The sequence below is a fragment of the Nonomuraea sp. NPDC003560 genome (assembly GCF_042878785.1).
Lineage (GTDB): Bacteria > Actinomycetota > Actinomycetes > Streptosporangiales > Streptosporangiaceae > Nonomuraea.
Map to the genome: position 1 here is coordinate 826,709 of NZ_JBIAOF010000001.1, position 26,088 is coordinate 852,796.

Annotated in this window: 35 protein-coding genes; 4 read left to right on the forward strand and 31 right to left on the reverse strand. The window is 68.1% G+C overall.

Annotated features, from left to right (window positions below; all coding sequences use genetic code 11):
- Nucleotides 1-33: 33 nt before the first annotated feature.
- The 3 genes from ACFYUV_RS03880 (at nucleotide 34) to ACFYUV_RS03890 (ending at nucleotide 3,420) form a co-directional block, all read left to right on the forward strand.
- Nucleotides 34-996 carry a hypothetical protein gene (locus ACFYUV_RS03880; protein ID WP_387664530.1) on the forward strand — a complete coding sequence of 321 codons (963 nt, stop codon included), beginning with the start codon at nucleotides 34-36 and terminating at the stop codon, nucleotides 994-996.
- A complete protein-coding gene (locus tag ACFYUV_RS03885) occupies nucleotides 993-3,080 on the forward strand; it encodes a hypothetical protein (RefSeq protein ID WP_387664533.1) in 2,088 nt (695 codons plus the stop codon). The genes ACFYUV_RS03880 and ACFYUV_RS03885 overlap by 4 nt, the downstream gene beginning before the upstream one ends.
- Before the next feature lie 142 nt (nucleotides 3,081-3,222).
- Complete coding sequence (locus ACFYUV_RS03890; protein WP_387664536.1) at nucleotides 3,223-3,420, forward strand: hypothetical protein; 198 nt, start codon at nucleotides 3,223-3,225, stop codon at nucleotides 3,418-3,420.
- 155 nt (nucleotides 3,421-3,575) lie between these two features.
- Here the strand turns inward: ACFYUV_RS03890 and ACFYUV_RS03895 are convergent, their stop codons facing one another.
- From ACFYUV_RS03895 to ACFYUV_RS04035, 29 genes are all read right to left on the reverse strand, one after another.
- Nucleotides 3,576-3,896 (reverse strand): hypothetical protein, encoded by a 321-nt coding sequence (locus tag ACFYUV_RS03895; protein WP_387664538.1) that lies wholly within the window; start codon nucleotides 3,894-3,896, stop codon nucleotides 3,576-3,578.
- Nucleotides 3,897-4,397: 501 nt separating this feature from the next.
- On the reverse strand, nucleotides 4,398-5,246 hold the full coding sequence (locus ACFYUV_RS03900) for a helix-turn-helix domain-containing protein (protein ID WP_387664541.1): 849 nt from the start codon (nucleotides 5,244-5,246) through the stop codon (nucleotides 4,398-4,400).
- Nucleotides 5,243-5,767 carry a DUF6879 family protein gene (locus ACFYUV_RS03905; protein ID WP_387664543.1) on the reverse strand — a complete coding sequence of 175 codons (525 nt, stop codon included), beginning with the start codon at nucleotides 5,765-5,767 and terminating at the stop codon, nucleotides 5,243-5,245. The genes ACFYUV_RS03900 and ACFYUV_RS03905 overlap by 4 nt, the downstream gene beginning before the upstream one ends.
- 3 nt (nucleotides 5,768-5,770) lie before the next feature.
- Complete coding sequence (locus tag ACFYUV_RS03910) at nucleotides 5,771-5,968, reverse strand: hypothetical protein (protein ID WP_387664545.1); 198 nt, start codon at nucleotides 5,966-5,968, stop codon at nucleotides 5,771-5,773.
- Between the two features lie 168 nt (nucleotides 5,969-6,136).
- A complete protein-coding gene (locus ACFYUV_RS03915; RefSeq protein WP_387664547.1) occupies nucleotides 6,137-6,325 on the reverse strand; it encodes a hypothetical protein in 189 nt (62 codons plus the stop codon).
- 10 nt (nucleotides 6,326-6,335) lie between these two features.
- On the reverse strand, nucleotides 6,336-6,713 hold the full coding sequence (locus ACFYUV_RS03920) for a hypothetical protein (RefSeq protein WP_387664549.1): 378 nt from the start codon (nucleotides 6,711-6,713) through the stop codon (nucleotides 6,336-6,338).
- 84 nt (nucleotides 6,714-6,797) lie between these two features.
- Complete coding sequence (locus tag ACFYUV_RS03925) at nucleotides 6,798-6,920, reverse strand: hypothetical protein (protein ID WP_387664552.1); 123 nt, start codon at nucleotides 6,918-6,920, stop codon at nucleotides 6,798-6,800.
- Entirely contained in the window at nucleotides 6,917-7,636 is a 720-nt protein-coding gene (locus ACFYUV_RS03930) for a CHAP domain-containing protein (RefSeq protein ID WP_387664554.1), read from the reverse strand. The genes ACFYUV_RS03925 and ACFYUV_RS03930 overlap by 4 nt, the downstream gene beginning before the upstream one ends.
- Nucleotides 7,620-7,760: a hypothetical protein gene (locus tag ACFYUV_RS03935; RefSeq protein WP_387664556.1), complete on the reverse strand. Its 141-nt coding sequence runs from the start codon at nucleotides 7,758-7,760 to the stop codon at nucleotides 7,620-7,622. Before ACFYUV_RS03935 ends, ACFYUV_RS03930 begins: the two co-directional genes overlap by 17 nt.
- Nucleotides 7,757-8,251 carry a hypothetical protein gene (locus tag ACFYUV_RS03940; protein WP_387664558.1) on the reverse strand — a complete coding sequence of 165 codons (495 nt, stop codon included), beginning with the start codon at nucleotides 8,249-8,251 and terminating at the stop codon, nucleotides 7,757-7,759. The genes ACFYUV_RS03935 and ACFYUV_RS03940 overlap by 4 nt, the downstream gene beginning before the upstream one ends.
- The gene (locus tag ACFYUV_RS03945) at nucleotides 8,248-8,667 is read right to left on the reverse strand and encodes a hypothetical protein (protein ID WP_387664560.1); all 420 of its coding nucleotides are present in this window, start codon (nucleotides 8,665-8,667) and stop codon (nucleotides 8,248-8,250) included. Before ACFYUV_RS03945 ends, ACFYUV_RS03940 begins: the two co-directional genes overlap by 4 nt.
- Nucleotides 8,668-8,753: 86 nt before the next feature.
- A complete protein-coding gene (locus tag ACFYUV_RS03950) occupies nucleotides 8,754-9,155 on the reverse strand; it encodes a hypothetical protein (protein WP_387664563.1) in 402 nt (133 codons plus the stop codon).
- Nucleotides 9,152-11,005 carry a hypothetical protein gene (locus ACFYUV_RS03955; RefSeq protein WP_387664565.1) on the reverse strand — a complete coding sequence of 618 codons (1,854 nt, stop codon included), beginning with the start codon at nucleotides 11,003-11,005 and terminating at the stop codon, nucleotides 9,152-9,154. The genes ACFYUV_RS03950 and ACFYUV_RS03955 overlap by 4 nt, the downstream gene beginning before the upstream one ends.
- Before the next feature lie 10 nt (nucleotides 11,006-11,015).
- A complete protein-coding gene (locus tag ACFYUV_RS03960) occupies nucleotides 11,016-12,809 on the reverse strand; it encodes a hypothetical protein (RefSeq protein WP_387664567.1) in 1,794 nt (597 codons plus the stop codon).
- Nucleotides 12,810-12,822: 13 nt separating this feature from the next.
- The gene (locus ACFYUV_RS03965; protein ID WP_387664569.1) at nucleotides 12,823-13,347 is read right to left on the reverse strand and encodes a hypothetical protein; all 525 of its coding nucleotides are present in this window, start codon (nucleotides 13,345-13,347) and stop codon (nucleotides 12,823-12,825) included.
- 9 nt (nucleotides 13,348-13,356) lie between these two features.
- Complete coding sequence (locus ACFYUV_RS03970) at nucleotides 13,357-13,800, reverse strand: hypothetical protein (RefSeq protein WP_387664572.1); 444 nt, start codon at nucleotides 13,798-13,800, stop codon at nucleotides 13,357-13,359.
- Nucleotides 13,800-14,219: a hypothetical protein gene (locus ACFYUV_RS03975; protein ID WP_387664575.1), complete on the reverse strand. Its 420-nt coding sequence runs from the start codon at nucleotides 14,217-14,219 to the stop codon at nucleotides 13,800-13,802. The genes ACFYUV_RS03970 and ACFYUV_RS03975 overlap by 1 nt, the downstream gene beginning before the upstream one ends.
- Nucleotides 14,216-14,464, reverse strand: a complete 249-nt coding sequence (locus tag ACFYUV_RS03980) for a hypothetical protein (protein ID WP_387664577.1) — start codon at nucleotides 14,462-14,464, stop codon at nucleotides 14,216-14,218. Before ACFYUV_RS03980 ends, ACFYUV_RS03975 begins: the two co-directional genes overlap by 4 nt.
- Nucleotides 14,465-14,492: 28 nt before the next feature.
- Nucleotides 14,493-17,789: a phage tail tape measure protein gene (locus tag ACFYUV_RS03985; protein WP_387664579.1), complete on the reverse strand. Its 3,297-nt coding sequence runs from the start codon at nucleotides 17,787-17,789 to the stop codon at nucleotides 14,493-14,495.
- Between the two features lie 143 nt (nucleotides 17,790-17,932).
- On the reverse strand, nucleotides 17,933-18,526 hold the full coding sequence (locus ACFYUV_RS03990; RefSeq protein WP_387664581.1) for a hypothetical protein: 594 nt from the start codon (nucleotides 18,524-18,526) through the stop codon (nucleotides 17,933-17,935).
- 17 nt (nucleotides 18,527-18,543) lie between these two features.
- Entirely contained in the window at nucleotides 18,544-19,014 is a 471-nt protein-coding gene (locus tag ACFYUV_RS03995) for a phage tail tube protein (protein ID WP_387664584.1), read from the reverse strand.
- 13 nt (nucleotides 19,015-19,027) lie between these two features.
- A complete protein-coding gene (locus tag ACFYUV_RS04000; protein ID WP_387664587.1) occupies nucleotides 19,028-19,465 on the reverse strand; it encodes a minor capsid protein in 438 nt (145 codons plus the stop codon).
- Nucleotides 19,462-19,812: a hypothetical protein gene (locus tag ACFYUV_RS04005; RefSeq protein ID WP_387664590.1), complete on the reverse strand. Its 351-nt coding sequence runs from the start codon at nucleotides 19,810-19,812 to the stop codon at nucleotides 19,462-19,464. Before ACFYUV_RS04005 ends, ACFYUV_RS04000 begins: the two co-directional genes overlap by 4 nt.
- 10 nt (nucleotides 19,813-19,822) lie before the next feature.
- Nucleotides 19,823-20,059, reverse strand: a complete 237-nt coding sequence (locus ACFYUV_RS04010) for a hypothetical protein (RefSeq protein ID WP_387664592.1) — start codon at nucleotides 20,057-20,059, stop codon at nucleotides 19,823-19,825.
- 70 nt (nucleotides 20,060-20,129) lie between these two features.
- A complete protein-coding gene (locus tag ACFYUV_RS04015) occupies nucleotides 20,130-20,552 on the reverse strand; it encodes a hypothetical protein (protein ID WP_387664595.1) in 423 nt (140 codons plus the stop codon).
- A 15-nt stretch (nucleotides 20,553-20,567) separates the two neighbouring features.
- On the reverse strand, nucleotides 20,568-20,912 hold the full coding sequence (locus tag ACFYUV_RS04020) for a hypothetical protein (RefSeq protein ID WP_387664598.1): 345 nt from the start codon (nucleotides 20,910-20,912) through the stop codon (nucleotides 20,568-20,570).
- Nucleotides 20,913-20,915: 3 nt separating this feature from the next.
- Entirely contained in the window at nucleotides 20,916-21,494 is a 579-nt protein-coding gene (locus ACFYUV_RS04025) for a hypothetical protein (protein ID WP_387664601.1), read from the reverse strand.
- Nucleotides 21,495-21,504: 10 nt separating this feature from the next.
- Nucleotides 21,505-22,509, reverse strand: a complete 1,005-nt coding sequence (locus ACFYUV_RS04030) for a major capsid protein (protein WP_387664603.1) — start codon at nucleotides 22,507-22,509, stop codon at nucleotides 21,505-21,507.
- A gap of 17 nt (nucleotides 22,510-22,526) precedes the next feature.
- Complete coding sequence (locus ACFYUV_RS04035; RefSeq protein ID WP_387664605.1) at nucleotides 22,527-23,267, reverse strand: hypothetical protein; 741 nt, start codon at nucleotides 23,265-23,267, stop codon at nucleotides 22,527-22,529.
- Nucleotides 23,268-23,375: 108 nt separating this feature from the next.
- Here ACFYUV_RS04035 and ACFYUV_RS04040 point away from each other — a divergent pair, with 108 nt between their 5' ends.
- Nucleotides 23,376-23,765: a DUF732 domain-containing protein gene (locus tag ACFYUV_RS04040; protein WP_387664608.1), complete on the forward strand. Its 390-nt coding sequence runs from the start codon at nucleotides 23,376-23,378 to the stop codon at nucleotides 23,763-23,765.
- Here ACFYUV_RS04040 and ACFYUV_RS04045 read toward each other — a convergent pair.
- Nucleotides 23,743-23,961 carry a hypothetical protein gene (locus ACFYUV_RS04045; RefSeq protein ID WP_387664610.1) on the reverse strand — a complete coding sequence of 73 codons (219 nt, stop codon included), beginning with the start codon at nucleotides 23,959-23,961 and terminating at the stop codon, nucleotides 23,743-23,745. The two genes, ACFYUV_RS04040 and ACFYUV_RS04045, sit on opposite strands and share 23 nt — an antisense overlap.
- The gene (locus tag ACFYUV_RS04050; protein WP_387664612.1) at nucleotides 23,958-26,081 is read right to left on the reverse strand and encodes a phage minor capsid protein; all 2,124 of its coding nucleotides are present in this window, start codon (nucleotides 26,079-26,081) and stop codon (nucleotides 23,958-23,960) included. Before ACFYUV_RS04050 ends, ACFYUV_RS04045 begins: the two co-directional genes overlap by 4 nt.
- Between the last annotated feature and the right edge of the window lie 7 nt (nucleotides 26,082-26,088).

Sequence of the window (26,088 nt, forward strand, 5' to 3'; positions counted from 1 at the left end):
CAACCCATCCCCTGGAACCACAGGAGATCGACTGTGATCACAAGGCTCTCACGCCTCTTTCGGCGGGAACACCGGCCCGTCGAACCCGCCCCGCTGCCTCAGGACATCCCGCTTCCTGTCCCCCAGGCCAACCCGCCGGGCCGCTTCTGGGCGATCGGCGTGCTGGTGCTGTCCGCGCTCGTGTCCATGAGCATGAACACCTGGCACGCCTGGACCGCCACCAGCCTGCCCAAGCCACTCGCCGTCCTGTACGGCGTCGCCCCCGTCGCCCTGGCCGCGATGCAGTCCCACGCTGTAGCGCTGCGCGCCCTGCGCAAGGAGAAAGTCGGCCCGTTCCGCCGGGCGCTCACCTTCGCGCTCGTGCTTGGCGGCCTCGGACTGTCCTTCCTCGGGATCTACGACATGCTGCGGCACGCCGTACCCGACCCCATCCCGGCCGTACCTGTCCACGAGCCCGCGGTGTTCTTCTCAATCGTCATCGACCTCATGGCGCTGGCTGCTCTGCACGAGCTGCTGCGCGAGTCGCCGTCATTCGTGAGCGCCGTACGGGCCACCGAGACCGTCGCCGCCGTAGCTGTCGAGGCCGTACCTGGAACCATCGGCCAGAGCCCAACGGTGGATACCGAGACGGTCACCGAGACCCGCACGACCAGTTCCACCAAGGTGGAAAACGACCCCGTTCCCCAATTGGGGAACGACGGTGTACCTGACCCGTTGGCGGATGTACCTCCGCACGTCAACGGCTACGACCCGACCACAGATTCGGACCGCGAAACGGTGGTCACCGAGCCCATGTTCTCTGATCAGGTACAGCCGGACCAGCCCGTCGCGGCAGTCGATCCGCTCGGCCCCATGGCGCTGCGAGAGTTCCTCGCGGACGTGGCCATGGGCACCCCGCCACCCGTCAGGACGATCAAGGAAAGGATGGGAGTAGGTACAGACCGGGCCCGCCGGCTCCAGTCCTACCTCGGTGGCCTTGTGGAGGTGTCGCGGTGAGCGACGCCCCTCAGGAGGCGGCCCGCGAAACCCACTACGAAGTCGAGCTGGACGCCGAACCCGACCCGGACGCGGGCAAGCCGGTCTATGCCGACGTCGTCACCGAGGAACACGAAGCGCGGCCGATCATCCCGGCCGCGCTCCGGCGCGGGAACCGCCGGCCCGCCGCCAGACGCTTCCTCGGCCGTCTGGCCCACCGGCTCGGCTACCACAGCCTGCGAACCCCCTGGTATGCGGCGCTGGCGCTATGGTGGGCACCCGCGGGCCTGTGGAAGGTTCTGGCAGCGGCGGGCAGGTGGGCGTTCGACAGCGACACCATGAGCCGCGCCAAGGTGACCCCCGACGCCGAGGCGGCGCTGAAGTTCATCGAGGTGGCCGACAAGCACCGCCGCCACCGCCTGCCCTGGTTCATCATCGGCCTCGCCTGCCTGCTCCTCCTGGTGCTGGTGCTGGTGCGCATCAGCCCGTGGTGGGTGCAAGTTGGCTTCATGGCGGCGGTGCTGCCGATGCTGGCCAAGGTGGGCCACCCGGCCGACCAGCGGATCGTGCACGCCGCGGTGGTGGCTCCCCGGTTTCGCAAGATGACCCCGGACATCGTGCTGCGCGGCTACTACGCGGCCGGCCTCGGCCACCCCGACAAGAAGGACCAGCAGGTCACCTTCGGGTCAGTGATGCGGCGCGAGGGCGACGGCAGCGCCGTCCTGATCGACCTCCCGTACGGCAAGGGGTTCGGCCACGTGATCAAAGCCAAGGAGGACCTCGCGTCCGGCCTCGACGTGGCCGTCTCACAGGTGTTCCTCACCCGCGACCCGTCCTCCAACCGGCGGCACAAGCTGTGGGTGGCCGATCGGGACCCGCTGTCCATCCCCGCCGGTCGCACGCCGCTGCTGAAGCTCCAGCCGACCGACATCTGGCAGCCCGCGCCGCTCGGGCTCGACGAGCGCGGCCAGGCCGTGACGCTGCTGATGATGTGGGTGTCCATCCTGGTCGGCGCCCAGCCGCGGCAGGGCAAGAGCTTCACCGCCCGCCTGCTGGCCCTGTACGCGGCGCTGGACCCGTACGTGAAGCTGTGCGTGTTCGACGGCAAGGGCTCGCCGGACTGGCGCAAGTTCGCGCTCGTGGCCGACCGGTTCAGCTTCGGGTTCGCCATGTCCCGCGACGGCGACCCGCTGGAGATCTTCGTGGAGACGCTGCGCGACCTGAAGGCAGAGGTGCAGTGGCGCTACCAGCGGTTGTCCGAGCTGCCCGTGGACGTGTGCCCGGAGGGGAAGCTGACGCGCGACCTCGCCCGCGACCCGCGCTACGGCATGCCGGTCCGGCTGGTCGTGATCGACGAGTGCCAGGAGTACTTCGACACCGGCGACAAGGAGCTGGACAAGGAGATCTCCGGGCTACTCGTCTTCCTGGTCAAGGTCGCGCCCGCGGCCGGCGTGATCGTGCTGGACGCCACCCAGAAGCCGGGCGGTGTCGGCTCCGGCGAGATCGCCACCCGGTTCACCGCGTTCCGCGACCAGCACCAGGTGCGCATCGGGCTACGGACCGGCTCCTACCAGGTGTCGGACATGGTGCTCGGGTCCGGGTCGTCCACGGAGGGCTACGACACCTCCACCCTGCTGCCCACCTACAAGGGCGTCGGCATGCTGCGCGGCGCCTCCGACGACACACCCACCGTCCGCTTCCATCTGGCCGACGCCGGCGACGCCGAAAAGATCCTCACCTACGCGCGCACCCTGCGGGAGAAGGCGGGCACCTTGTCGGGGATGGCCGCCGGCGAGGACGTCGCTCGTGAGGCCAGGGACGTGCTGTACGACGTGCAGCAGGTGTTCTACGGCGGCGAGGACAAGCTGACCTGGCGGCTGCTGGCCGAGCGGCTGCGCGAGCAGCTGCCGGAGGGCTACGCCAGCGAGACGCAGGAGTCCATCAGCGCCAAGCTGCGTGAGCTCGGCGTGGCGAGCGAGAACGTGCGGGACTCGGTCACCGGGGACCCGCTCAAGGGCTGCAAGCTGGCCGCGGTGAAGCAGGCCGCGGAACGGCGGGCCATCGAGTCGAACGGTAGCGGTAGCGGCCGGCCGGTCCTCCGGTGAGCCCGTTCAGGCCGTATCCCGGCCCCGGGCAGGGTGGCCGCTACCCGCTACAAGCGCACGTTTCCCCATGTCAGCCGGTAGCGGGCCCTGTAGCGGCGCCGCTACGTGTAGCGGGATCGCCGCTACAGGAGGGAGGGTCACCATGGACCCGTTCACCGCTCTGCTGATCGCCGCGGCGGTCGTGGCCGTGCTCTACATCGCCGTCACCCGCAACCCGCTCACCCGGTGCTCCCGCTGTGGGGGCAGCGGCATGGTCCGCTCGTGGGTGCTGCCGTGGCGGTACCGGCCATGCGCGCGCTGCCGGCGGTCGGGCGAGATCCGTGGCCGTTTCGGGCGCTAGATGCCGTTTGCCTAGCCGCCCTCGGAAGACGCGCTTCCTTCGCTGTAGCAACCCCAAGTCCGCGAGGTCTGGAGTGCGGCGAAGCGTCTTCCGAGGGCGGCGTGTGCACCCCCGTCTAGCCCCCTCCAGTACTAGAGCGGGGGTGGTCTAAGGGATCAGCGTCTGAGGTGCCGCAGATACATGCCGTAGGCCCTGTGCATCAGCCCGACGCGTAAATCGCTCTCGGAGATACGCGCCTTCGCCGCCGCCTTGGCATAATCGCCGGTGATCGGCACGGGCCCCAACTTGTTCAGCATGTAGAGCAAAGTCACCGCGGCGAGCACGTCACAGTCCTCGGCGGGCCGCCACGGCTTCGTCTGGTGGCCTCGCCGGCCAGCCTCGGTGAGCCACCAGCCGCCTTCGACGTCGATCTCGAAGGAGTAGGTGCCTTCTGGGGCGATGGCGGCGAACTCGTCGCGGAAGTCCCGGGGGATCACTGGTCCTCCCGGTCCTGAACGACTTGCTCGACCAGGTGACCTGCTGCACGCTCGGGACAGGCAGACCCCTTCGCGCTCTCCCAGACGCCGTACGCGTTCTTTTGGATGGTGGTCCCGCACGCCAGGCAGAACACGAAGCCCATCACAGGGCCCACGCCGAAGTCCGGGAGGCTGCTCATGCGCCAGACCGCCAGCCGTGAGCAAGGCGGACGATCGGCGCCTCAATACGCTCCAGACGCTCAAACGTAGACGCCTTGATGACTTCGCCGCTGGCGCGATGAATGGCGGTCCAGGAGCCGTCTGGCCACTGCTCGACGTCCCGGAAGCCGGCGATCTCGACGGCCGGCCGACACCCGGTCACGGTGTCGGGGACGGCCGGCCTGCTCGCGGTAGCGCATGCGCCCGACATGGGGGCTTGCGCTCGTGTGGGGAGGTCGGACCCGTGACTGTCCATGGGCAGGACGCTATGGAGAGCGCTGCGCCGGGCTCAACGAAGTTTCTTCAGGTTTCTTCTTGATCACGAATAGCTTGCTCGATCAGCTCTCGCGCGCGTTCACCGTGCACGGCCAACGCCAGAAGCCGATCGAACGCCTTCTCGTAGATCAGCACCTCATGGCGTTGTCGCATCGTCAGCTCGGCGGTGTACGTGGCCACCGTGACCATGCGGTTGTCGTAGATAGTGAAGGCGTTGTTCCTGGGCACCGTGTACGGCGCCGCCAGTGGCACGATTCCCAGGCTGACCCGCGGAGCTCGGGAGGTTTCTAGGAGTCGACGAAGCTGTTCCGTCATCACAGCGGCATCGCCGACAGCAGTGTGCAGGGCAGCCTCGCCCAGCAGGAACAAGAATCGGCGGCGCGCGTGATGGAACGCCCGTTGTGCTTCCATGCGAGCCTGTACGCCATCCTCAACGTCATCGGGGATGCCATGAAAGTCCACGACCGTCGAGAGGATTCCGCGGGCGTAGGCGGGGGTCTGAAGCAGGCCAGGCACCACCATAGGCTCCCAGGCCCGAATGAGGACGGTCTTCTCGTAGGCGTCAATGTTGGCGCGCTGGCGGCGCTTGGTGCCCGTCTTCAGTGAGCGACGCCAATCCATGTACTGCGCGTCGATGGAGCGTACGGCCACGATTAGGTCGGCGATTTCACTGGGGAATCGGCACGCCAGACACCACTCGCGAATGTCCTCCTCGGTGGGGACTTGTTTGCCCAGTTCGAGCTTCGACACCTTCGACGGCACCCAGTCGCACGCGGCAGCGAGCTGACGGCCGGTCAGCCCGGCATCGCGCCTCAGGTCGCGGAGGCGGATGCCGAGCGCCTGGACGGCTTGCTGGCCAAGCAGTGGCTGGTTCACGGAAGGTGTGCGACGAACGCGTCCAGCGGTTGCGCATGCCTCAAGGCCAGGTCTCGCCACTCCCGATGGCGCAAGACGACCTCGGTATCGGTGACGAGCTCGGCACCGGCGAACGTGTCGTCCACATCGCTGAAGTGCAGCCGGATCAGGCGGACATCGTCGAGCAGCCACGCGTCGTACGGCTGGAGCCCTATCTGCTCGGCGATGTCGCGACGCAGGTAGCGGATATCTTCCCCGGCCTGCACGCTGAGCCGGGCAACGTCGATGCCGTACCGGGTGTACTCCGACGGCGGGACCGAGACGATACGGACTCGCTGCCAGGATTTCCCGGCAGCGACGTCACGGCTGATCTTGTCCATCCAGGACCGGTGCCACGCGTAATCGTCCAGCTCGCCGGCCTGCCACTTGCGAAACGGCTCGGCTCCCACGGCGCTGTTGTAGCGCTCGCGCAGCTCGAATCGGAACGCGCTGGTGGTGAAGGTGGAGAGCAGGTCGCCCAGCTCAGCCTCGGACAGACGCACGGGTCACCCCTGGGGGAAGTAGGGCAAGAGCTCCTTGGGAATCTCGACGATGGTCTCGTCGTCGGCCAGGTTAACCGCATCTCCAAGGGCTGTGCGATCGGTCACGATCTTTCCCTGTACAGCGATGGTGCCCCTGTCAGTCTCGTAGACGGCGGGACAGGTGCCTTGCTCGCTGTTGGTGCCGAGGAATCGCAGGCGCATGGCCGCTCCTTGATCGGGATTGCTCGAAATTTCTCGACTCGGGCCGATCGTCCGTCAGTGTGTCGGAGTCGTCAAGGGCGCGAACACAAGAAAGCCCGCCTTCCTCCCCTCGTGGAGGGAAGGAAGGCGGGAGATCGTCTGGGCTAACGCTGGCTCAGCGGACCCCAGCTATCGCGGCAGATCCTCGGACCGCCGGGCGTTCGGCACCGCCCACACGCCGAGCGACGTGAGCACCGCCAGCGTGATGTCGATCCACTCCTGAGGAGAGATCACACCATCGGTGACAGCGGACTTGCCGACGACCACGGCGGCGAACAGCGCGGCCACGACCGTCTTCGCGTACTTGCCTACGTTCATGTCGCCCTCCTCAGGACGCAGGGGTGGGGGTCGGAGTCGGGACGGGCGCGGTCTTGCACTCGTAGGTCAGCACCGTGTCCGTGGTCTTGGTGCACGTCTCGACAGCGGTGCCGCGCTTGTAGACAACGGTCGAGGGCGGCGGCGGGACGATCGGGATGGCGCTGAGGGTCGGCAGCTTCACCTTCCGCTCGCCCGCCTTGCACTTGCCGTACTGGCTGCGGCGCAGGGCCAGCGGCTCCAGCAGCCGCAGCGCGCCGGTCTTGGCGTTGATGCAGACGCCGTAGCTCTTCGGCTTAGCCGGCACGGCGGTGCTCGCCGACGCGGCGCCAGTGACGCCCAGGCCGATGACGAGAGCGGACAGGACGATCGCGCTCTTGGTGATGCGCATTTTGAGGATGCTCCTCGATGAGGTGAATACGAAGAGAGCGCCCACCGCCGTGCGGGGACGCTCTGGGTGAGCCTCAGAGGCTCGTCAGTTGGCCTCGTCGATGAGGCCCGGCACGCGCTCGATCGGCGTGCTCTCCTCCGCGGGCTCGGGATGCCGCGGCAGGATGATCCGGTACGGCCACTGGCGCATGGCCAGGCCGTCGCTCATGCGATCTTCAGCAGCACGGGCCACGTCTGAGGGCCGACGATCCCGTCAACCTCGATGCCCGCGGCGTCCTGAAGGCCCTTGACGCCCTGCTCGTGGTAGGCCGTGAACACGGTGTCGTCGATCGCCTCGGTGTCGATAGCGAAGTCACGGGCCACCAGCAGGTAGGTGAGCGTCTTCACGTGCCAGCCGTGGTCGCCCTTACGCAGTGTGGGGAGCTTCTTCACGAGGGCCTCCGTCCAGTTCGGTTCAGGCTTAGCCTTGGCAGGCTCGGGTTCGGAGTAGGCCGGGTAGCCGTAGCCTGCGATGTTCGAGCGGCGCACCGAGCGGGTAACGCGGTTGGCCACGTTGCCGCCGATGGTGACGATTGAGCCGTCCTTTCGGACCGCTTCGACGATCTCGACATGGTCGACGGCGTCGCCGCCGGGGAAGTTGAAGTAGACGAGGGCGCCAACCTTCGGCGTCTTCCCCCACCGTCCGCGCTGCCTGAACCAGGCCACCGCGTACGGCGTGTAGGCCATGCGCGGGAACGCCGACTCCGGGATGCCGGCCTCGTTGGCGCACCAGGACAGGAACATCTGGCACCAAGCCCCGGCCGCGAAGCCGGGAGCGGGCTTGGCCCGCTCGTACCAGGCGCCGTACTTCGATGTGCCGTCCGCGCGCCCCCTCGTTCCGAGTTCCCGGCGGGCGATGGCGAGGACGTTACTGGCGGTCGTCATCGTCCACCTCGCTCTCGTAGGCGACATCAGGGCTCTGAGAGACGTCCTGGTCGCCGTCGCCCGGGGTGGGCTCGGCGCGGTTGAGAGGCGGGGGCTGCACCGGCTCGGGTAGCTGTTCGGTCATCTCGGATCCTCTCCGGCAGCAGAAGGCATGGCCATGTTCAGGGCGTCCGCGGCCTCTTCGGCGATCAGTTGGCGTCTCAGGTCGGCGATGGTTTGCCCCATCTCGTGAATCCGGTCTTCCAGATCCCGTACGCGGTTGCGGAGGGTGTCGGAGACGGACTGCTCCTGGTTGACCTGGTCACGCAACCGCGCTGTCTCCTTGCGGGCGAATTCGACCTCTTCGGTCAGTCGAGTGATGATGCCTTCGAGGTGCGCACGTAGGGCAGCGATCGTCTCGTCCTGCAGTTCGCGCCGGCGCTGGTCTTCTGCGCGTTCGGCGGCCCGCTCGTCGGCGTCGATCTTGTCCCGATTGGATCGGACCGACGCCCGGTAGGCGAGCAGCCCTGTGACAGCAGCGGACACCACGGCGAAGACCGCGCCCAGCAGGGTCGTCCAGTTCGCGGCCGTCCACCCCTCGTCCTCTGCGAGCGCAATGACAAAGCCGCTGATCAACCCTGCACCTCCGCCTCATGAGTCGGCTCGGGCCAGGTTGCGACGATGTACACCATCCATGCCGCGAACACCCAGATCGCGACGGAGAAGTAGCCGTTGGCCAGGTCGTGGACAAGCCAGCCGTACAGGTAGACCGACGCCCACACCACTTTCAGCACCATGGCGGCGCCGTAGGCGAGGGCGTCGTGGGCAGAGAACGCCTGCACAGCTGCCAGCGCGGCGACGGCAGCCCAGATGACCGCCCAAAGCCATAGCGGCGCCAAAGACGCCAGGTATACGTACGAGGGGGTTCCTACAGCCGCCGGTTCGGGCCAGGCCAGCCGGTAGGCGGACGCGACGTCGAGCGCGGACAGTCCGAGCAGGAACGCTCCTCGGTGCCCCACGCGGCGTCTCAGCGCGGTCAGGCGGGATCGCACGCGGCAACCTCCAACATGTCGTCGCGAGCAGTGGATTGGGGTGCCGTCCCGCCCGCACCCTCAGCAGCGGGACGGCACGAATGGGGTTAGACGATGAGGCCGTTCAGCCGCATCGTCGACAGGAGCGCGTTGAACCTCGACTTGGTCTGGTTCATGAGCGCCTGCTCGAAGCTGCTGTAGGTGGAGCCAGCGTCGCCTGCGGTGACGTCTCCCGGGTCGCCGATCGTGACCGGCGGTCTGAGCTGGACTTCGCTGCCGTTGCCGCCAGGCCGCGCGGTGAGTCGGCCACCTTTGAAGTAGATTTTTCCGTCCGTTGCGGGCATACCCGAGGTGTCAGGCGCGGCCATGCCGCGCAATGTGACGCCCTGCGAGAGTTCGGTGATCGGCGCGCGGATCCCGGCGCGGGCTTCGAGGGCCTCCACCCGCTTCTCCAGTTCGCGGAACAGCCGGTTCTGGTCGGTGGGCATCGGGTCGAATCGGGACGTCATTCGGCGGCCTCCTGGGCAGTGATCAGCTTGGCCCGGTCTTTGCCGGAGCGGCGCTGCGCGGGGGTGATCTGCCAGCCGATCAGCCGCTGGGCCACGTTGAACGAGGCACCGCCGGATGAGGTGATCGGGTAGCGCGGGTTGTTGAGGATGAACCGCACATACTCGCCCAGGCTGGTGGGGCCGAGCGTGGTCCCCTTGCCGAGGATCACGTCGGCTGAGAACACTCGCGGGGCGCCCGGGGCGCGTGCTGCCCAGTACTGGGCGTACTGCTGCAACGTCGTGGCATTCGTCGACTGGGTGGGGTGCTGGAGTCGCCGATCGATGATCGGCCACCCGGCGGCAATGTGCGGCGTCGTGATCAGCGTGGATCGGACCGGGGTCCCGGCCACGGACCCGTCCTCCGACGGGGTGCCGCCCACGATCCCCCACCGGGTCGCCCCTCGCATGGCAGACCGCTCTTCGCGCCAGCCGGTGATGTCGCCGGCGACGCCCTGCCGCGCTTGAGTGAAGACGTGCTGAACGTCGGGGAAGTCGATGCGGGGTGCGCCGAACTCCAGATTCCGGAAGATGGAGCCGCCCGACACCCGGTTGTTGACCACGTACTCGAAGCCGACCTCGCTCCTGGCGAAGTTCTGTAGCAGGTCGCCGTACCTGTCGTCGACCTTGCCCTCCAGGTTCCGCGCGACGCCGGACGTGCCGGCCTGGACGGTGAGGCCAATGTTGCTGGCCGGGTTGGACTGCATGTCCAGGACAAGTTGTCCTGCGGCCGTGAGCTGGTCGCCTCCCGCGAAGAACGGCGAGGTGAGGCACACCTGGGCGAGGTAGCCGTCCAGCGTGCAGCCCTGGAGGTTCATGACGACGCCCTGGCGGGCGGTCTGCTCGGTGACGGCGGTGTGCAGCCAGTAGATCGGATACAGCACGCCGTTGCGCCACGGATGCACCACCAGCCGGCCGGGCCCTGCGGACAAGTCAGCGATGTCGGCGGGGAAGATCTCGTTGTACCTGGCCGCGATGCCGCGGTTCGGGATCGGAAGCTGCGCGGAGAACTGGCCCGGCTCGCCAATCCGGTCGTCCAGACTCGGGTCGCGCGGGTAGATGTCTCCGAAGTAGCTGCCGGTGAGTAGGTCGTGCACGGTGTACCGCCAGCGGGTCGTGCCCTTGGCGGGGGTGAAAGCGGGAAACGACGGCGGGGTCGGTGTCTCGTGCTCCGCGCCGGACGCGACGATGACCGTCAGGCCCGCCCCGTAGGTGAGGGTCGCGCCCGACACGATGTGGGCGACCGAGCCGACGGCCGCGGTCGAGGTGACGGGCCGCCAGCACACCGCGCCGGACACGTTGTCGGCGGACTGGATGTCGGCCAACTCAACGAAGGAGAGCGGGTTCGACCAGCTCACCGTCGCGTGGTTGGGGATACCGGCGGCGAACCGGATCTCCGCGCCCGAAGGGCTGTTCGGCGTGATGCCGGGGGTGACGACGGCCACGCTGTTGGAGAACAGCGCCCCCTCCACGACTTTGGGCGGTGTGGAGGCGGCGTTGGCGACAGGGACGATGACGACGGCACCGTCCGCGCCTGAGCCCTGCGTGACCGTGTACGTGGTCGGCTCGGATGCGGTCGCCATCCGCCACCACACGTCCACCGCGGACAGGTGTGTGGTGGGCCCCTCGACGTGGCCGAGCCGCTGCCACGTTCCGCCGCCGGTGATGTTGGCGATCCCGCCCGAGTCAACCACGATGAACGCCAGCAGCGCGTGCCGCGGCGTCATCCCGGCCGGCGCCGGGACGGTGAACGGGCCGCCGTTCGGGCCGATCGCGGTCTTCGGAGTGAGCGGGGTGGCCGCCATCGCGCTCACCCCCTTCCGGTTACTGCCAGGCGTGCCGCCACAGCGCGGTCGCCGGCGGCGCGCTGCCGCCCGCGGTCTCGTAGGTGAGCGAGGTGAAGCCGGGCCCGAGCACGAAGTCGGGGACGCCGATGCTGGCGCCGGTCAGGTGGCGCATCTGGGAGGCGCCGTCGATCGTCGCGGTGCCGAGGAACACGTCGACCACGAGCTGCTTGCCAGCGGGCACGGTGAGGTTGAACTCGACGACCTTGACGTCCAGGGACCCGTCGGGCAGGGTCTGCGCGATCTCGAACAGCGGCGTCGTCGCAGGGCCCGGAGCGCGGAGCTCGAACCTGGGTGTGTCGGCGTTGCCGAAGTTGGCGACCTCCACCGTGGCCCTGTCGGAGATGGTGGCGTTGCCGAGCTCGCGCGAGTACAGGCGCGGGTCCGCGCACTTGAACTGGGCCAGGAGCTTGCTGGTGAAGCCGAGCCGGTAGTTCTTGTCGATCTCGCCCGGGGTGCGGCGGATCGCTACCCCGTAGGCGATGTAGATACGGTCCAGGATCTGCATCGCGATGGGCAGTTGTTCGTCCGCGCGCGGTTTGGGCAGGCCCTGCCGCCACGCTTCCATCGCTGCCCGCATCTCGTCGCGGGGGACGGACACCTTGCCAGAGAAGATGATGTGCCTCGGCAGACTGTACTTTTCGCCGGGCATCGCTCCGTCTGAGGCGGGGTTGTCGACATCCCCATCGTCCAAATCCGGCATGTCGATGTCGGCTCCGACCAGGCTGTTCAACCGGTAGATGGTGCCGGACCCGATCCGGAACCCGTTGTAACTGATCTGTCCGGGCCCGTCGAGGTCGTCGCCCGGATTGACCGGCACGCTGATCACAGGCGCGGGCAGCGTCCACGGGACGACCAGCGGCGCCGGGGCGAGGTTGACGTTCTTGTGCGTCACCACGGTCGGCGCCAGCACGCTCCACGAGGCCGATACCAGGTTGGGCTGGACGTTCGTCGGCGGCGACGACCCGACGAAGATGTCCGGGGTCGGCAGTCCCCAGCTCGCCAGGACTGCGGCAGGCTTGGCGTTCAAGCCGCGGCTGATGCCCGGGGCCGGGACCGCCCACGCCGTCGCCAGCACGCTGGCGTTGACGTTGGCGGGCACCGACGTGTGCGGGGTGATCCGGACCGGTGCGCCGTACCCGATCGGCGCGCTGCTGGTGGCGACGGCGGTGCCGGTGATGCTGGACTGCTGGCCGCCCCGCCCCGTCCAGTCCGGCACCGTCTGCGTGGTGTCGGCCTGGTCGAGCACCCACATGCCCTGCGGCGCCGTCACCGGCCAGCTCATCAGCGAGTGGGCCAGGCTCTCGATCTCGGAGTCGGACAGCACCCGGTCCCAGGCGGCGACCGCGGCCAGATCGCAGTCGCTTTGGCTGCCCATGAACCAGGTCGTGATGGCGGGCCCGGAGTCGGCGAAGCTCGCCGACCCGTTCTCGTGCGTCCACGTGTTGGTGGAGTACACGTACTTGTGCATCCTCGGCGTCGTCGTGCCGACGGCTTTGGTCGCGGCGACCAGCACCCACCCGTCCGAGGTGGTGACGGTGAACGTGGAGCTTCCGCCACCGGACGCGTTGCGCAATCTCAACACGTTCGTGGTGTTGACGATCGCGAGCTCCACCACGCGGGTGGCGGTCGCGAACGAGTTGATCGCGGTCGTCAAGGTGGCGTTGTTGTTGCGGCGCAGCACCGCCACGAACGAGCCCGCCGTGGTCTGCCCCGACAACCCGCCGACTGCTACCCCGAGGCTGTCGTCGGTCCCGTCGAACGTCCTGGCCACGCGTCACCCCCTTCTACGCGGTGGTGTATTCGAGGGTGACTGCGACGACTTCGATGTCGGTGGCGTCGACCGTGTCGGAGGCGTTCGCGGCGTCCCGCGCCAGGTAGACGATCACCAGGTCGCCGGCGGCCAGCGAGTCGGCGTTGGTGAGGGTGATGCTGATCTCGAACAGGCGGCGGGCCGACGCCGGGACCGCGGTCGCGCTGGAGGTGTTGGCGGCGGCGAACGCCTTGGTGTTGACGTCGATCGCGTCGGCCGGGGTGACGGCCGCGATCCTGCCCTCGAAGATCGTGTTGCCGGACGTGGCGGCCGTCTTGCACTGCACCTTCAGCACCGGCGTGCTGCCGTAGTCGGAGGGCATCCGCAGCGACCACGTCACCTGCTCGCGCGTGGCGGCGTCGTATGCCAGCTGCAGGAAGTACGGGGCCGGGGCAGTCGCTGAGCTTTTGACGCGCTGCATCGCTGGGGCGGCGTTGCTGGCGCTGCCGTCCGGGAGGATGGCCGCGCCGATCGCGAGCGGGATTGAGCCGGTAGCCATGGCAGCCTCCTACGGGGTGCAGTCGAGCACGGCGATACCGCTGGCATGCCACGTGATCAAAAAGGTCCCGTCTTGCGTCTCTTTCGGCGCGCCGAACCAGACGGCGAGGAACAGCCGGTTGGACTTGGTGGGGAAGTAGTGGACGCCGCCCTCGGCGATGATCGTGCTGTTGTTGAGCTGCACGTTGTCGGCGTCGAACGTCATGCTGCCGGAGGCGCCAGTGATGGTGGTGTTGGCCAGGGTGGGGCCGCCCGCGGTGTAGCCAGTACCGGAGGATTCGCCGGCGTTCCACGGCGCGCTGCCGTAGGCCATGTCCGTGGTGTAGTTCGGCGTCACCGCCGACCCCCACAGCGCGAACTTGCTGTCCTCCGCGTCCAGGTTGATCCCCAGGTTGGAGGCGTCCCACTGGTCTACGTGGGTGGCCACGAACAGGCCGCTGGCGGACCACGACATCAGGCACCCCCGGGACGCATCGTGCGGCCTCGGCCGCGCACGGGCTGGACATGGACGGCCGCGTCGCCGGGGTCGGGCGGCGGCCCCTGCTGGCCGGCCAGGGGCTCGCCATGCTCGGCGACGAGCCGCTCGATCTCCTGCTCGGCCGCCGCGCGTACCTCTGTGCTGATCGGCTGGCCCTTGGAGTCGAGGCCGGTGCGCAGCACCTCCCGCAGATCCCGGACGCGGGCTGCGGCGCGCAGCCATGCGCGGAACCGGCGCATCTCGGCCATCGCCTCCCGACGGGCGGCGAGCGTCTCCTCTGTCGGATCCTCCTCGAACGCCGCCTTGGCGGCCTGGAGGGCTTCCTGCTGGTCGCCGCAAGCGTCCAGCAGTTCGGCCTCAGCGCGCAGCGCGCGCGCCATCCTGCGCGAGGTCACTGGGTCACCACTCCCTTGGCGGTCAGGAGTGGGGCTTGGATGTGCACGTCCTGGTGCTCGCCCCGATCTGAGGTGCGGTTGCGGGTGGTGGCGATGCATCCGGACTCGGTCAGCTCGGTGACCACCTTGGTCCGCCGGCCGCTGTCGTCGAGCGGTTCGCGGCGGACCGGCCGGGACCGGCCCGTCGCGAACTGCAACGTCTTGATCTTCTCGGCGAACGACAGTCCGCCATCGTTTCCGGGCATGCCGGAACCGCCCTTCGTTCGAGGTGGGTTAGATGGTGGCGAGGACCTTGTAGCCCATCTCCGTCGCCAGTTCGGGGATGTCGGCCTTCTCCTGGATGGTGCTGCCGGACATGTCGACCTGGACGACTACCCCGCCCCCACCCGGTTGGGCCGGTTGAGGTGTGTACCCCTGCAGGCCGGTGCCGGCGGTCGCGCCGACCTTGCCGTTGACCATGGCCATCGGCGCCGCGCCAGGCTGGCTTCCGCCGACCATGCCGAAGGCGCCCAGGCTGCCAGCCGCCTTGGAGATGACCTGGTTGGCGACGTCCTGCATGGCGGCGACGGCGCTGGACGCGGCATCGCTCATGCCGACCGCGAGCCCGTCGATGGTCTGCTGGCCGATGTCCGCCATCACCTGCGACGGCGACTTGATCTTGAGTTCTTTCTTGATCGCCTTCACCAAGGCGTCAACGATCTTCTTCATTTCCTTGTCGAGCGCCTTCAGAGACTCCTGCAGCCCCTTCAGGTAGCCCGCGCCCGCTTGCTTGCCGGTGTCGTACATCGCGTCAGCCGAGGCTTTTCCGAGCTTCTTGGACGCCTTGTCGACGGCGGCCTGCGCCTTGTTCAACGCCTTGATCTCGGAGCCGTCCGAGCCGACCAGCATCTCGGCCCAGGTCGAGCCCTTCTCGACGCCGGCGTCGATGATCTGCTGGATGGTGGCCTTGTTCAGGCCACGCCGCGCCAGCTCCTTGATGTTGTTCGCGAAGTCGTTGATCGCGTGCGCTTTCGACTTCAGCTCGTTGGCGAGGTCGCCAGCTCCGGCGATGTCTTCGGTCTTCAGGCCGGTGATGCTGGCCCACTCCTTGGCGTCCCCGGCGACCTTCTTCGCGTACTCCTTTGCCTCCGCCAGCCGTTTGACCAGGGCTTCCCTCTGCAACGCGAGGTCTTCGAGGTTCTTGTTGCCCATCTTGATGAAGTCGAGCAGGTGGTCGGCCACGTCCGGCTTGGACTTGAAGGCCGCCTTCACCATTTCCACCATCTTCTCGATGGTCGACTTGACGTTGCCTTCTTCCTTGGTGATGCCGAGGATGAGGCCCTCAACCGTCCACTTGCCGATCTTCTCGAACTCTTTCGACGGCGAGTGGGAGTCGATCGCCCGCTTCGCGGCATCGATCAGGGAGCGGCCGAGCCCGGTCACGGTATTGGCGGCGTCTTGGATCTTGGATTGGACGCCGTTGATGAGCCCCTGTACCAGGTCCTTGCCAGCCTGGAGTAGCCAAGAGCCGGCTGCAGCGAAGAGCGCCTTAATCTTGGCGGGGAGGCCCTTCAGCCAGGCGACGAGCTCGTCCGCCTTCTTCGTGGCGCTGCTCTTGATGCCCTCCCAAGACGTGCTGGTTTGCGCCTTGAGGTCGTTCCAGCCAGAGACAAAGAAGTCCCGCACCTTCCCGGGCACGGACTGCAGCCACGAGACGATCGCGTTCGCCTTCTCAGAGATCCCGGACTTGATGTTCTCCCACGCCTCTGACGTATTGGCCTTGAGGTCGTTCCACCCCGAGACGAAAAACTCCTTGATCTTCCCGGGGGTTTCGCCGACCCAGTCGGCGATCTCGGACGCCTTCGTGCTCAGCCAGGAACCGATGCCGTCCCAGATCTCCGCCGTGGTGTCGGAGACGGACGTCCACAGGTCGCCAAAGAAGGGGCCGACGGTGCCGCTGAACCAGCCGCTGACCTCTGCCCAGCTGTCATCCCAATCGGCCGGGGACGGGAAGTTCGCCTTGATGACTTCGAGAGCGGCCCCGCCCACGGTCGAGAGGGTGTCCTCCCAGCCGCGCGCCCAACGGTCAGCATCCGCGCTCGATGTGTCGCCGAGCGTCTTGGACGCGGTGTCGACTGCGCCCTTGAAGTCCCCGACACTCTTTTTCGCGGTATCGAGGTTGATGCCGTTGATGGCCTTCGCCATATCCTCGGCCTTCGTCCCGAAAAGCCCAGCCGCGATCTGTGCTTTTTCTGCCGGATCCTTGATGTCACGAAACTTCGTGAGGATCAGGTCGAGCGCCTTGTGCCCTTCTGGGCCGCCCTTGGCGATGGCCTTCATGACCTGGTCAGCGTTCAGGCCGAGTTCTTTCAGAGCCTTAGCTGCAGACTTATCCCTGATCTTCGCGTTGAGCTCTTTGAGCGAGTCCGCAACCACATCGGAGTCCCGAGCACCACTTTTGAGTCCTTGACTCATCAGCCCGAGGGCCTCGCTGGCGTCGATGCCGAAATCACGGAAGATGGTGGAGTACTCGTTGAACGAGTCCAGCAAGTCTTCCGACTTGTTGACGCCTTCCTGTTGGCCTCTAATGAGGACGTTGAACGCCTGTTCGGCATTCTTCGCCAGCCCAGTACGAAGCATCTGCGATACAGCACGGATGACAGCGCCGACGTCCTCATCCATCACCTTGCCGGTGACCAACGCCTGGGAGGTCATATCCTTCAGCGCGCTGTCGCCGAGCTTGCCGGCACCGTCCACGTTCTGCAGCACGCGTGCCAGAGCATCGGTAACCTGCTCCAGGCTCTCGCCGTACGCGTCGGCGTAGATCTCGCCAGCCAGTCGGCCGAGCCGTTCGGACTCCTTGCCGAACGCCCCAACCTTCACCGCGAGGGTGGCGAACAGGTCGGCGCGCTCTAGGGCTGTCTGGATGCCCTCGATCAGCTTGTCGCCGATCGCGGCACCGGCGCCGGCTGCTAGCCCGATGGCACCTGCTTTGAGGCCGCCGAGCAGGTTGGAGCCGATGCCGGCCATCCGGCCGCCGCCGCCCTTGCCGCCCCCGCCGTCCTCGACGCCGTCGCCGAACTCCTTGCCGCTCTTGCGGCCGTGCTCGCGCGCCTTACGAGGGGCATCCTTCAGCCCGTCCTCCAGGCCATCGGCCAGCTTCTCGCCCGCGTCCTTGCCAGCCTGCTCGGCGACGTCGTCGGCGCCGTCCAGACCCGCGCGGAGCCCGTCCACGGCGTCCTGGCCGCCGCGCCGGGCGACGTCGTCGAGGTCGGCGAACGCCTCCTCAATGGCGGCATCGAGCTCGGCGGCGAACCGGTCAGCCTCGGCGTCCATGTCGGCCAGGGAGGCGTTCAGGGCGGCTTCGAGACGGTCCAGGTCGGCGATCGCGGAGGCGGGGTCGAGGCCGTCGGCGATGGCCTGTTCGATCTCCTTCAGCGATCGCGCCATGGTCGACTCCATGGACTGCATGGAGCTGGTGGTGGACGACTGCAGGGACCGCATGTCCGAGGCGATGTCCTTGGTGCCGCGCTGGAAGTCCTTGCGGTCGAGCTGGGCATAGGCGACGAGCTCGCCGACGGTGAGCGCCACGAGGATCACCTCCTCGGGTCAGAAGTCGTCGAAGCTGGTCTCATCCGCGCGCGGCCGGGCGGGGGCTCGTGTTTCGTCGCGTGCGCGCAGGGCGCGCACCAGGCGTGTTCCGGGTTCGGTGAGGAGGCCGATCACGCGGACCCTCAGCCAGTGGCCGGTGCGCTCTCGAAGGAGTCCGGGCTGTCCAAGGTCGACGCCGTAGAGCTGGTGGAGGTCGGCTTCGACGAGCCCCCACCGTTCGAAGATGTCTGCCCACGTGATGCCCGGCGTCTCGGGCTCGGGGTCGTACCACTCTCGGAGCCCGGTGTCGGGGTCGACGGGTCCTCCGCCGGGGTCTCCGTCGGCTCGTCCGTCTCCGACGTCGACTTCTTTTTTGGGGGTCCGCCCACCCACACCTTCATCGCCTGTTCCTCGCCCTGGACATGCCAGGAGAGCGCAGTCAGGCCACAGCGGCGGATCTGCTCCCAGCCCGCCTTGTCGGCCCACAGCTGGTCGTACACGGCCTGCGAGAGGCACCGCAGGTAGATCGTCTTCTCGGACTTGTCGTCGACCTGCTCGTCGTCGTCGCCGCCGCCGGCGGCGAAGCGAGCGGCAAGCCACTCCCACGTCTCCCCGTCCACGGGCGGCACGTAGTAGACCTTCACCTGTCCGGCAGGCCGATCGCCGTATGCAGGTAGCGGTACGGGCAGTTCGAGAGGTTCGCCGAGAGAGGCGTCGAGTTCGGGGAACTTGGGCATGGCTCGGTAGCCCTTCCTTACGCTGCGGGGTTGGTGATGGGGGTGCGCTTGCCCTTGCCGCCGAACGTGACGTTGAAGGGCTCCAGCGCGGTGACGCCCCCGCCACCGCCGCCGTACTGGACGTTGACCCGGCCCTGCCAGGCGTCAGGGGCGCCGTCGCGGCGGTAGTAGCGGATCTCGATGTCGGAGCCGACACCGACCGCGTTGCCGGCCTCCAGGACGTACTGCTGGCCGGGATCGGGGACGAAGGTCACGTCGTTGGAGGCGTCGCGCTTCCGCTTGCCCTCGGTCTCCAGCTTCCACTTGCGCTGGGTTGTCTCGTCGCTGCCCCAGCCCTCGGAGTCGAAGTCGCTGTCGTCTTCGAGGGTGGTGTCGATGGTCTCCTTGAAGCTGGTCATGCCCTTGAGCGGGGTCCACACCGGCGACCCGGAGGTCCCGGTGTTGACGTCGAGGGCCCAGGCCGAGGCCAGGAGCGAACGGGTGGTCATGTGGTCTCCCTGGTTATCCGGGGCGGTTGCTGGTGGGCCGGTGTACGAGCAGGTGGTAGGAGTCGGCCCGCTCCCACCGCTGATTGCCGTCCACGCCCATCGGGGCGTTGATCCGGCGGGTGCACAGGAGGATCCCGGCCGCCGGGTTCTGCCAGCCCTGGAGGGCGTCGAAGCAGGCATCGGCGATGTCGTCCACCACGCGCGGGTCGGTGGTGCCTCGGATGCGCAGCTGGACGCCTTGGGTGCCGTCGGTGTTGACCGGGTCGTCGGCGAACTGGTCGACGCCGTACGCGGCCAGGGCGATGGCTCGGTCCGGCGAGATGGGGAGGCGGCCGAGGGTGATGGCGGTCTCCGCCGCGGTGTACGGCGGCCCGGACGGGCGCCACACGCCGGCATTGGCCGCGGCGAGTCGTTCGGCGACCTCGGTGAGGATGTTGGTGGTCCAGCTCACCGGAGGATCCGCCGGATCTGGGCCGCGATCAGCTCGGCCATCACGGTGCGCTCGGCGACGGCCGGATCCTCCAGGTACTTCGCCTTCCGGCCCTCGTCGTGGCGGAGGGACAGGTCCTCGTGTTGTCGGACGGCGTAGGGGGTGTCGTAGGAGACTGCGCCGATCAGCTCGGCCTCGTCCACGGAGACGGTGCCGGAGCGTTCGAGGGTGCCTTCCTCGTGCGGTACTTCCTCCCGCGACTTCTGCAGGAGGTGCTCCAAGGCGACCTTCAGGCCCTTGACCGCGCCGGCCTCCATCGCCTTGTCGATGGGCCCGAGGTCGAGCTTCAGGTCGGAGCGCTGCGCCATGGAAGCCTCCTCACTGGCATGCGACTTCCAGGTGATCCGGGGTCGGTAGACCAGCACCGTCCTGGCGTGCGGACACGATCGCGTAGGTGATACGGCCGTTGACGGTCACCCTGGATTCGGCCGGGCACACCGCGTCGAGGCGCATGATGACCGTCGTCTCCGAGACGACCTCCGCGCCTTCGGAGTCGCGCACCAGGCGGCGCTTCTCGTCGATGAATGCCCGCTCGGCCACCTGCTCGCCGTACACAGGACCGAACGGACCCGCCCCCTCGTACGGCTCGACAAGCACGGTATGGCGGAGTAGCCAGCCGGGGACGCTACCCATACCAGGTCACCCCCAGTTGGACCTGCTGCCCCGTCAGGCCGGCTTGCTGAAGGATGAGCAGCGCCTGGGGAGCGAGGCGGGCGGTAGCCGAGCCTCCACCGCCCGCCCCAGCCTGTGAGCTGCCGCGAGCAAGGTGAACGGACCCGATCTGGACGTTGTCCCACCGGTCCGCTCCGCCCGTCCCCGTGCCTGTCTCCTCGACTTCGATCCAAGCGGCGACCTGCTCGATCGTCGCTTCGCGTAGCGCCGTGGTGATGCGGCCGTCGACGGGCAGCTGCTCGGCGTCCACCTCGTACACCGCGGCGATCGTGGCCGAACGGACCAGGCGGGACGCGCGAGCGAGCCGCAAGTCGATGTCGGACGGAGGGGTTTGGCCGGTGTAGTCCTCGTACTCGGCCGCGGTCGCGTAGGCCACGGGCACCTCCCGCGCCTACTTGGGATTGACCCGAATCACCTGGTAGGTGACCGAGGTCGGCGAGGACACGTCGATGAACACCTGGCGGTCCGTCTGGTTGTACTCGCTGCCCCACGGGCCGAACACCTGGGAGGTGGCGTTGACCACGCTCTTGGTGCGATCAGGCGGGACGATGCCGTCAACCTGGGCCAGATCTCCGAACTGGGTGGTGATGGTGGCAGGGGCGCCAGCGCCGTTGTTGACGATGACCGCGGTCCGGCCGTCGTTCGGCACGCTGATGCCGTCGGCGGTGAAGTTGACCGGGGTGCAGACGGCGCCAGCGGTGGAGCTCGTGACAGGGGTGACTGCGACTCTCGCCATGTCCTACTCCTCCTCGGTGGTCGTGGCCCGGCCGTGCAGATCGATCAGCTCAGCCTTGGTGAGGTCGTCGGCCTGATCGCGGTCCATCCCCTGCGACACGGCCCAGTCGACCCATGCCGCCTTCGAAGCAGACTGCGCGGGACGAGCCGCGGCGGTGGCGGGCTGCCCCTCGACGAGCACCCGCTGGGCCGCGTCCGTCTCCTTGGCCTGCTGCTCGTCCGGGGCGGACGGGACAGGGCCGGGAACGATCGGTGCGGGCGGAGCCGCGTGGACGCCAGGTGAGACGACTGCGGGCCCGTGCGGGTCCGCCTTGCCGGCGTTGGTCGGCGGCAGGAAGTCGCTTGGCGCGGGGTTGACGGCAGCGTCCCTGAGCGGGGAGGCGTTCTGCTGGTCGGAGACGTCTCGGGAGTCGATGTTCTGCCGGTCGTCGTCCTGGTCGAGGGTCTGGCCGTCGACCTCGTAGCCTGCGCCGCGACAGTAGGCGATGACGGCCTGGTTGTCGGTGTCGGCTTCGCCGTTGGTGAAGACGACGTCGCCGATCATGCCGTTGTACGCCTTGTTAGGGGCCTTGATCTTCGTCATGTCGCTTCTCCTACGCGCTCTTGAGGTTGCGCAGCACAGCCGCGGCCTTGGTCGCCTTGAGCACCGGGGCGACCGGACCCAGCTCGACCTCGCCGGTCTTCACGGCACCGGCCTTCGTGAAGTCGGGCAGCCAGGTCTGCACCAGCGGGGCGCCCGCCATGCTGACGCCGTGGAAGCCGTCCAGCGCGAATCTGACCGCGTACAGGTCGCCGAGGCCGGTGATGTTGCCGCCCGCGCCGCCCGCGTCGGCGTCCCTGGTGACCAGGTCGATGACCGCGGTGTTGCTGCCGGCCTTCGCGCCCAGATCGACAAGCGGGATCCCGTTGTACGCCTGGACGGGACGGCCGAAGCTGTCCGTGGTCTTGTCGATCATTTCGGCCCATGCGGCGACGTACTTGAACAGCGCGAGCGTCTTGCGGTTGCCCATGATCGCGTCGGGGGTGCCGTCCATCAGGGCGAGCCACGAGTCGATGTGCGCCATCACGGCCAGCGCCTCTGCCTTGGTGTCGACTGTGGTGAGGTCGATGTAGCCGGTGCTCACGCCGTTCGAGAGGGGCAGGTACTCGGTGCTGGTGCCGGTCAGGATCTTGTTGAGGCCGTCGAAGCCGTCGGCGTCCACGGCGGAGTCGCCGTTGATGACCTGGTCGGCGAAGAACGCGTTCGCGGCCTTGATCTTCTGCGTCATCTGCAGCGCGGTCTCTGCGCCGGCTGCGACGCGGTTGAGGACGCGGTCGATCTGGAAGCTGCCACCGAGGGGCTTCAGGTCCACCGTGTAGCGCTGCTTGGTGACCTCGGCCGGGGTGTACTCACTGTTGATCGCGCGGAAATCGGCCGTGGGCTGCGTGATCAGCCGGGTGTAGCCGTAGGTGAGCGTGGCGCCGTTGCCAGCGCCGCTCACCACGTCGTCGAACGTCATCCGGTCGAGCAGGAAGCTCGACTTCTGGAACTCGTCGATGACCTGAAGGTCCAGGTCGTCGGTCGCGTTGAGCTTCGCCTGAGCGAGCGAAACAGGCATGGATCACTCCGTAGGGTTCAGCCGCCGGTCTGCTTGGCGAGCCGGGCGGTGATGGCGTCGGTGAGGTTGGCGGCCTTGCCGGTCGTGCCGGGCCTGCCGGACGGCTCGGTGCCGCCGCGCTGGGCCGGCGCCTGGCCGTCCACGCGGTACTGCGGGTTGTCCTCGACGGCCTTCTTGATGGCGTCGCGCAGCTTGGCGTCGAAGCCGTCGGCCGAGGGGTCGAGCTTGTCGAGCTGGGCCAGGAACGAGCGCGAGTCGGTCAGGGCCATAGGGTTGGCGCCAACCTTGGCGGCGGCCCGGTGCACGGCCAGCTCGACCTTGAGCGACTTGTTCTCGCTGGTCAGATTCCCGATCTGAGAGGCGAGCTGCTCCGGGTCGGCGGGGGCGTCATCCTTCACCAGGCCGAGCGCCTTGCCGATCTGTTTGGCGAGGTCCTGCCTCGCCTCCTCGGCGGCCTGCGTCTTGGCGTTGGTGCGGTTGGAGGCTGCCTCCGCGCGGGTGTCCCTGATTAGCTTCTGGGCCCAGTCGGGCAGTGAGGCGACGTCGCCCTCGCTGCCTTCCTTGCCGCCCTGCTTGGGTTGGCTCTGCGGCTGCTGCCCCTGGCTGGACTCGTCGCCCTGCTGCGGCTCCTGCCCTGCGTCGGGGTTGCCTGCGTCGCCGTCTCCCTCTCCGGATCCGCCGGCGAGGAGGTGGATGGGGCGGCCGTTGTTGCGGTAGCCGATGATCGCGCCTGGCGTGATCGGCAGGGAGTGGTTCACGTGCCCTCCTGGGGCGTGGGTTATGGCTGGCACCTGGCCAGTGGTTTCGGGTGTCCATCTCGAACGATTCGGGCGGAAGTCTGCTGGTGGGGCGTACGGTGCATCGCTATGCGAAACACTGTGATCGCCGCCGCGTTCGGCGCGTTCGTGCTCTCCGGCTGCAGCTCCACAGCACCTGCGCCCTCCCCGAGCGCCGAGAGCAGCGTCCTGGCCGCGTCCTCAGCGCCGGCATCCTCACGAGTGCCGACGCCCGACGCCAGCCAGAGGGCTGGCTACCTGGCCGCGTTACGCGCGATCGATCCGCTCCTGGTAGTGAACGAGGAGCGGGCGATTCGGCGAGGCCGGGCCGTCTGCGACCGGGTGATCCATGGGTCGGGGGGAAGCACGTGGACGCTGGAGAAGTACACCGTTGAGGAGCTGTCGGGCGGGACTACGACCATCGACGAAGATCAGGCCAAGCAGGTGATCAAGGCCGTCAAGGTGTGGTGCCGGGCCTGATAGCTGCGTAGCCGTTCGACCAGCCGCCTGCGATCAGCGCCTCGTACACGGCCTGGTCGGTCCCGCCCGGCGTGCGCCTACGCAAGGACTCGACCACCTCGCGCGCCTCCCCCGTGTCGTAGACGAGCTGGTCGGCGTTGAGGTGGATGGTGTCGAGGACGGTGTTGTCGGACACGTCGATGAGTTGCAGCATCACGCCAGCCTCCTGCTTGTGCCCTTGGCATGGGGCTCGATCCCGTCGAGGCGGGCCATCATCGCCCGCCACCAGTCGTCGCGTCCGAGCGCCTGGAAGTCGCCGCGCAGTGCGGTCAGGCGCGCGCGGGCGGTCTCGATGTCGTGGCGAGAGAGATCGTTGTCGACCCACTCGCCGATACGGAAGAAGTTCGGCGTCTCCGACTTGCGCATCATCATCGGCCAGAACTTGCCCACATCGTGCACGATCGGCTTGCCGACCGCTTCGGACATCGCTTCTTCGTTCCAGAAGCTGAACGCCAGGCCATGGTCGATGGAGACGAGCCGGCCTCGATGCACGAGCCAGTTGCCGGTGTGCCGGTCAGGGTAGTCGAGCAGCGCGTCGAGCAGGGCCATGCGCCAGCCGTCGTCGCTGGTGAGGTAGCCCTTCGGTTTCTTCGCCTTCGCGGCGAGCGTGCCCGGCATGTACTCCTGGTACATCTCGATGGGCCCGACACGGTGTACGCGAGGGGCCTGGAGGCCGAGCGCGCGGGCCACCTTGCCGCCGAGCTCCTCGGCGTCCACCTGCTCGACGGCGTCATCGCCGATGTGGGTGCGCCTGGCCACCTTGTGGATGACCTTGGAGCCGTCGGCCAGGGTGACGAGCGAGGTGTCGCCGCCCATGCCACCTGACAGTTCCTCGCGCGAGCGTTCGCCCAGGGCGACGCGTTCGGCGAGGCTCGGCTGCTGCGGGGACTCACCCTTCGCCTTGGCTTTCGGCTGCTTGGCCGGTGTGAGCTTCGTCTGCTCGGCCTGGGCTGGCGGCTGGGCGGGCTTCGCCGCCTCGGTCTTGGTCTTCTGCTCGGCCTGGGCCGGGTTGGGCGCGGCGGGCTTCGCAGGTGCGGGCCGGGCTGGGATGCCTGCATCGGGTGCGCCGAGCGGCAGCGCATCCTGGATGGGCGGCTGCAGGTCCTGCACGGGGCCGCCCTTCGGGCCGCCCTGCTTGGGGATGTTGCCGGCGCCGATCTGCTCCCGGTACGGCAACCTCTTCAGCTTGGGATGGGCGGCGAGGTGGGCGCGGAGGGCGGCCTGGGCGGCGCGCACGCGGGCGTTCGCTTCCTTCTTCGCCTCGGGGGTGAGCGCGCCGAGAACCTTCTCCTTCTCGGCCCGGATCTTGCGTTCGAGGGCTCGCTGACGCTGGCGGGCCTTGTCGCCCTCGGGGTCGGCGGTGCCCTTCTTGAGGACGGTGACGCCGGGCAGGTAGGCGCTGGCCGAGTGCCTGCAGTTCGGGTGGAACAGACCGCGTGACATGGCCCCGGCGAGCGTGTCGAGCACGTCGACCGTGACCATGACGCCGTCCTTGGTGGCGTGCTTGATCTGGATCTTGCCGATGGGGCCGGATCCGCGGGCCAGCACCTTGCTCTCGAACGGCCTACACCTCTTGCACTCCTGCGAGTTGTCGGAGATGTAGACCAGGTCGATACCGATGGATTCCAGGCGGTCGGTCTGCCCCTGCACGGCGGCCCTCTGGGCATTGGTGCGGGCCAGCATCTCTACGTAGCTGCTGAGCTTCCAGCGGCGGCCGGCGCGGTCGGTGAAGTCGACGATGCCGCGGTCCATGAGCCGCTGCCAGGCCGCCTGTGATGCCTGCCTGCGGGTGAAGGCCCCGGAGGTGATCCGGGCCGCGGCCCCGGCCTGAACTGCCCTGTAGGCGTCCACAGGCGCCCGGAGGATGTTCTGGTCGACGCGGCCGACGTCGCGGTGCAGAGCCGCGGCGATGTTCTCGATCACCCGGGCATTCGGGATCTCGCGCAGAGCATCCCGAGCCTGCTGGCCGATGCCGGACCTTGGGAACCAGTCGGCCGGCAGGTCGGCCACTGCGGCGTCTCCGCCGGAGCGGTAGGCGCGGGCGATGGCGTCACGGATTACGCGGGCTCGGGTGGCCTGCAAGGTGGCCAGGATCAGCCGCGCCGACTGCTGCAACTTCCTGATCGCGTCGAGCTTGGTCTCCTCGAACGGGGACGGCAGCGGCAGATCCGCGCGCAGGCGTTGAGCTACCGCCGTGATGAGCGCCGTCTCGACCTCGCGGTACAGGTCCGCCACGCTGCCGGCGATCTGGTCGAGGAGGTCCTGATCGACAGCCATCAGAACC

What these genes read in the sequence shown, in the direction of transcription:
- ACFYUV_RS03890 (WP_387664536.1), top strand. Translation starts at nt 3,223, where the DNA reads ATGGACCCGTTCACCGCTCTGCTGATCGCCGCGGCGGTCGTGGCCGTG.
- ACFYUV_RS03910 (WP_387664545.1), bottom strand. Translation starts at nt 5,968, where the DNA reads ATGCGCCTGCGATTCCTCGGCACCAACAGCGAGCAAGGCACCTGTCCC.
- ACFYUV_RS03915 (WP_387664547.1), bottom strand. Translation starts at nt 6,325, where the DNA reads ATGAACGTAGGCAAGTACGCGAAGACGGTCGTGGCCGCGCTGTTCGCC.
- ACFYUV_RS03920 (WP_387664549.1), bottom strand. Translation starts at nt 6,713, where the DNA reads ATGCGCATCACCAAGAGCGCGATCGTCCTGTCCGCTCTCGTCATCGGC.
- ACFYUV_RS03925 (WP_387664552.1), bottom strand. Translation starts at nt 6,920, where the DNA reads ATGAGCGACGGCCTGGCCATGCGCCAGTGGCCGTACCGGATCATCCTG.
- ACFYUV_RS03930 (WP_387664554.1), bottom strand. Translation starts at nt 7,636, where the DNA reads ATGACGACCGCCAGTAACGTCCTCGCCATCGCCCGCCGGGAACTCGGA.
- ACFYUV_RS03935 (WP_387664556.1), bottom strand. Translation starts at nt 7,760, where the DNA reads ATGACCGAACAGCTACCCGAGCCGGTGCAGCCCCCGCCTCTCAACCGC.
- ACFYUV_RS03950 (WP_387664563.1), bottom strand. Translation starts at nt 9,155, where the DNA reads ATGACGTCCCGATTCGACCCGATGCCCACCGACCAGAACCGGCTGTTC.
- ACFYUV_RS03965 (WP_387664569.1), bottom strand. Translation starts at nt 13,347, where the DNA reads ATGGCTACCGGCTCAATCCCGCTCGCGATCGGCGCGGCCATCCTCCCG.
- ACFYUV_RS03970 (WP_387664572.1), bottom strand. Translation starts at nt 13,800, where the DNA reads ATGTCGTGGTCCGCCAGCGGCCTGTTCGTGGCCACCCACGTAGACCAG.
- ACFYUV_RS03980 (WP_387664577.1), bottom strand. Translation starts at nt 14,464, where the DNA reads ATGCCCGGAAACGATGGCGGACTGTCGTTCGCCGAGAAGATCAAGACG.
- ACFYUV_RS03990 (WP_387664581.1), bottom strand. Translation starts at nt 18,526, where the DNA reads ATGCCCAAGTTCCCCGAACTCGACGCCTCTCTCGGCGAACCTCTCGAA.
- ACFYUV_RS03995 (WP_387664584.1), bottom strand. Translation starts at nt 19,014, where the DNA reads ATGACCACCCGTTCGCTCCTGGCCTCGGCCTGGGCCCTCGACGTCAAC.
- ACFYUV_RS04005 (WP_387664590.1), bottom strand. Translation starts at nt 19,812, where the DNA reads ATGGCGCAGCGCTCCGACCTGAAGCTCGACCTCGGGCCCATCGACAAG.
- ACFYUV_RS04020 (WP_387664598.1), bottom strand. Translation starts at nt 20,912, where the DNA reads ATGGCGAGAGTCGCAGTCACCCCTGTCACGAGCTCCACCGCTGGCGCC.
- ACFYUV_RS04025 (WP_387664601.1), bottom strand. Translation starts at nt 21,494, where the DNA reads ATGACGAAGATCAAGGCCCCTAACAAGGCGTACAACGGCATGATCGGC.
- ACFYUV_RS04030 (WP_387664603.1), bottom strand. Translation starts at nt 22,509, where the DNA reads ATGCCTGTTTCGCTCGCTCAGGCGAAGCTCAACGCGACCGACGACCTG.
- ACFYUV_RS04040 (WP_387664608.1), top strand. Translation starts at nt 23,376, where the DNA reads ATGCGAAACACTGTGATCGCCGCCGCGTTCGGCGCGTTCGTGCTCTCC.
- ACFYUV_RS04050 (WP_387664612.1), bottom strand. Translation starts at nt 26,081, where the DNA reads ATGGCTGTCGATCAGGACCTCCTCGACCAGATCGCCGGCAGCGTGGCG.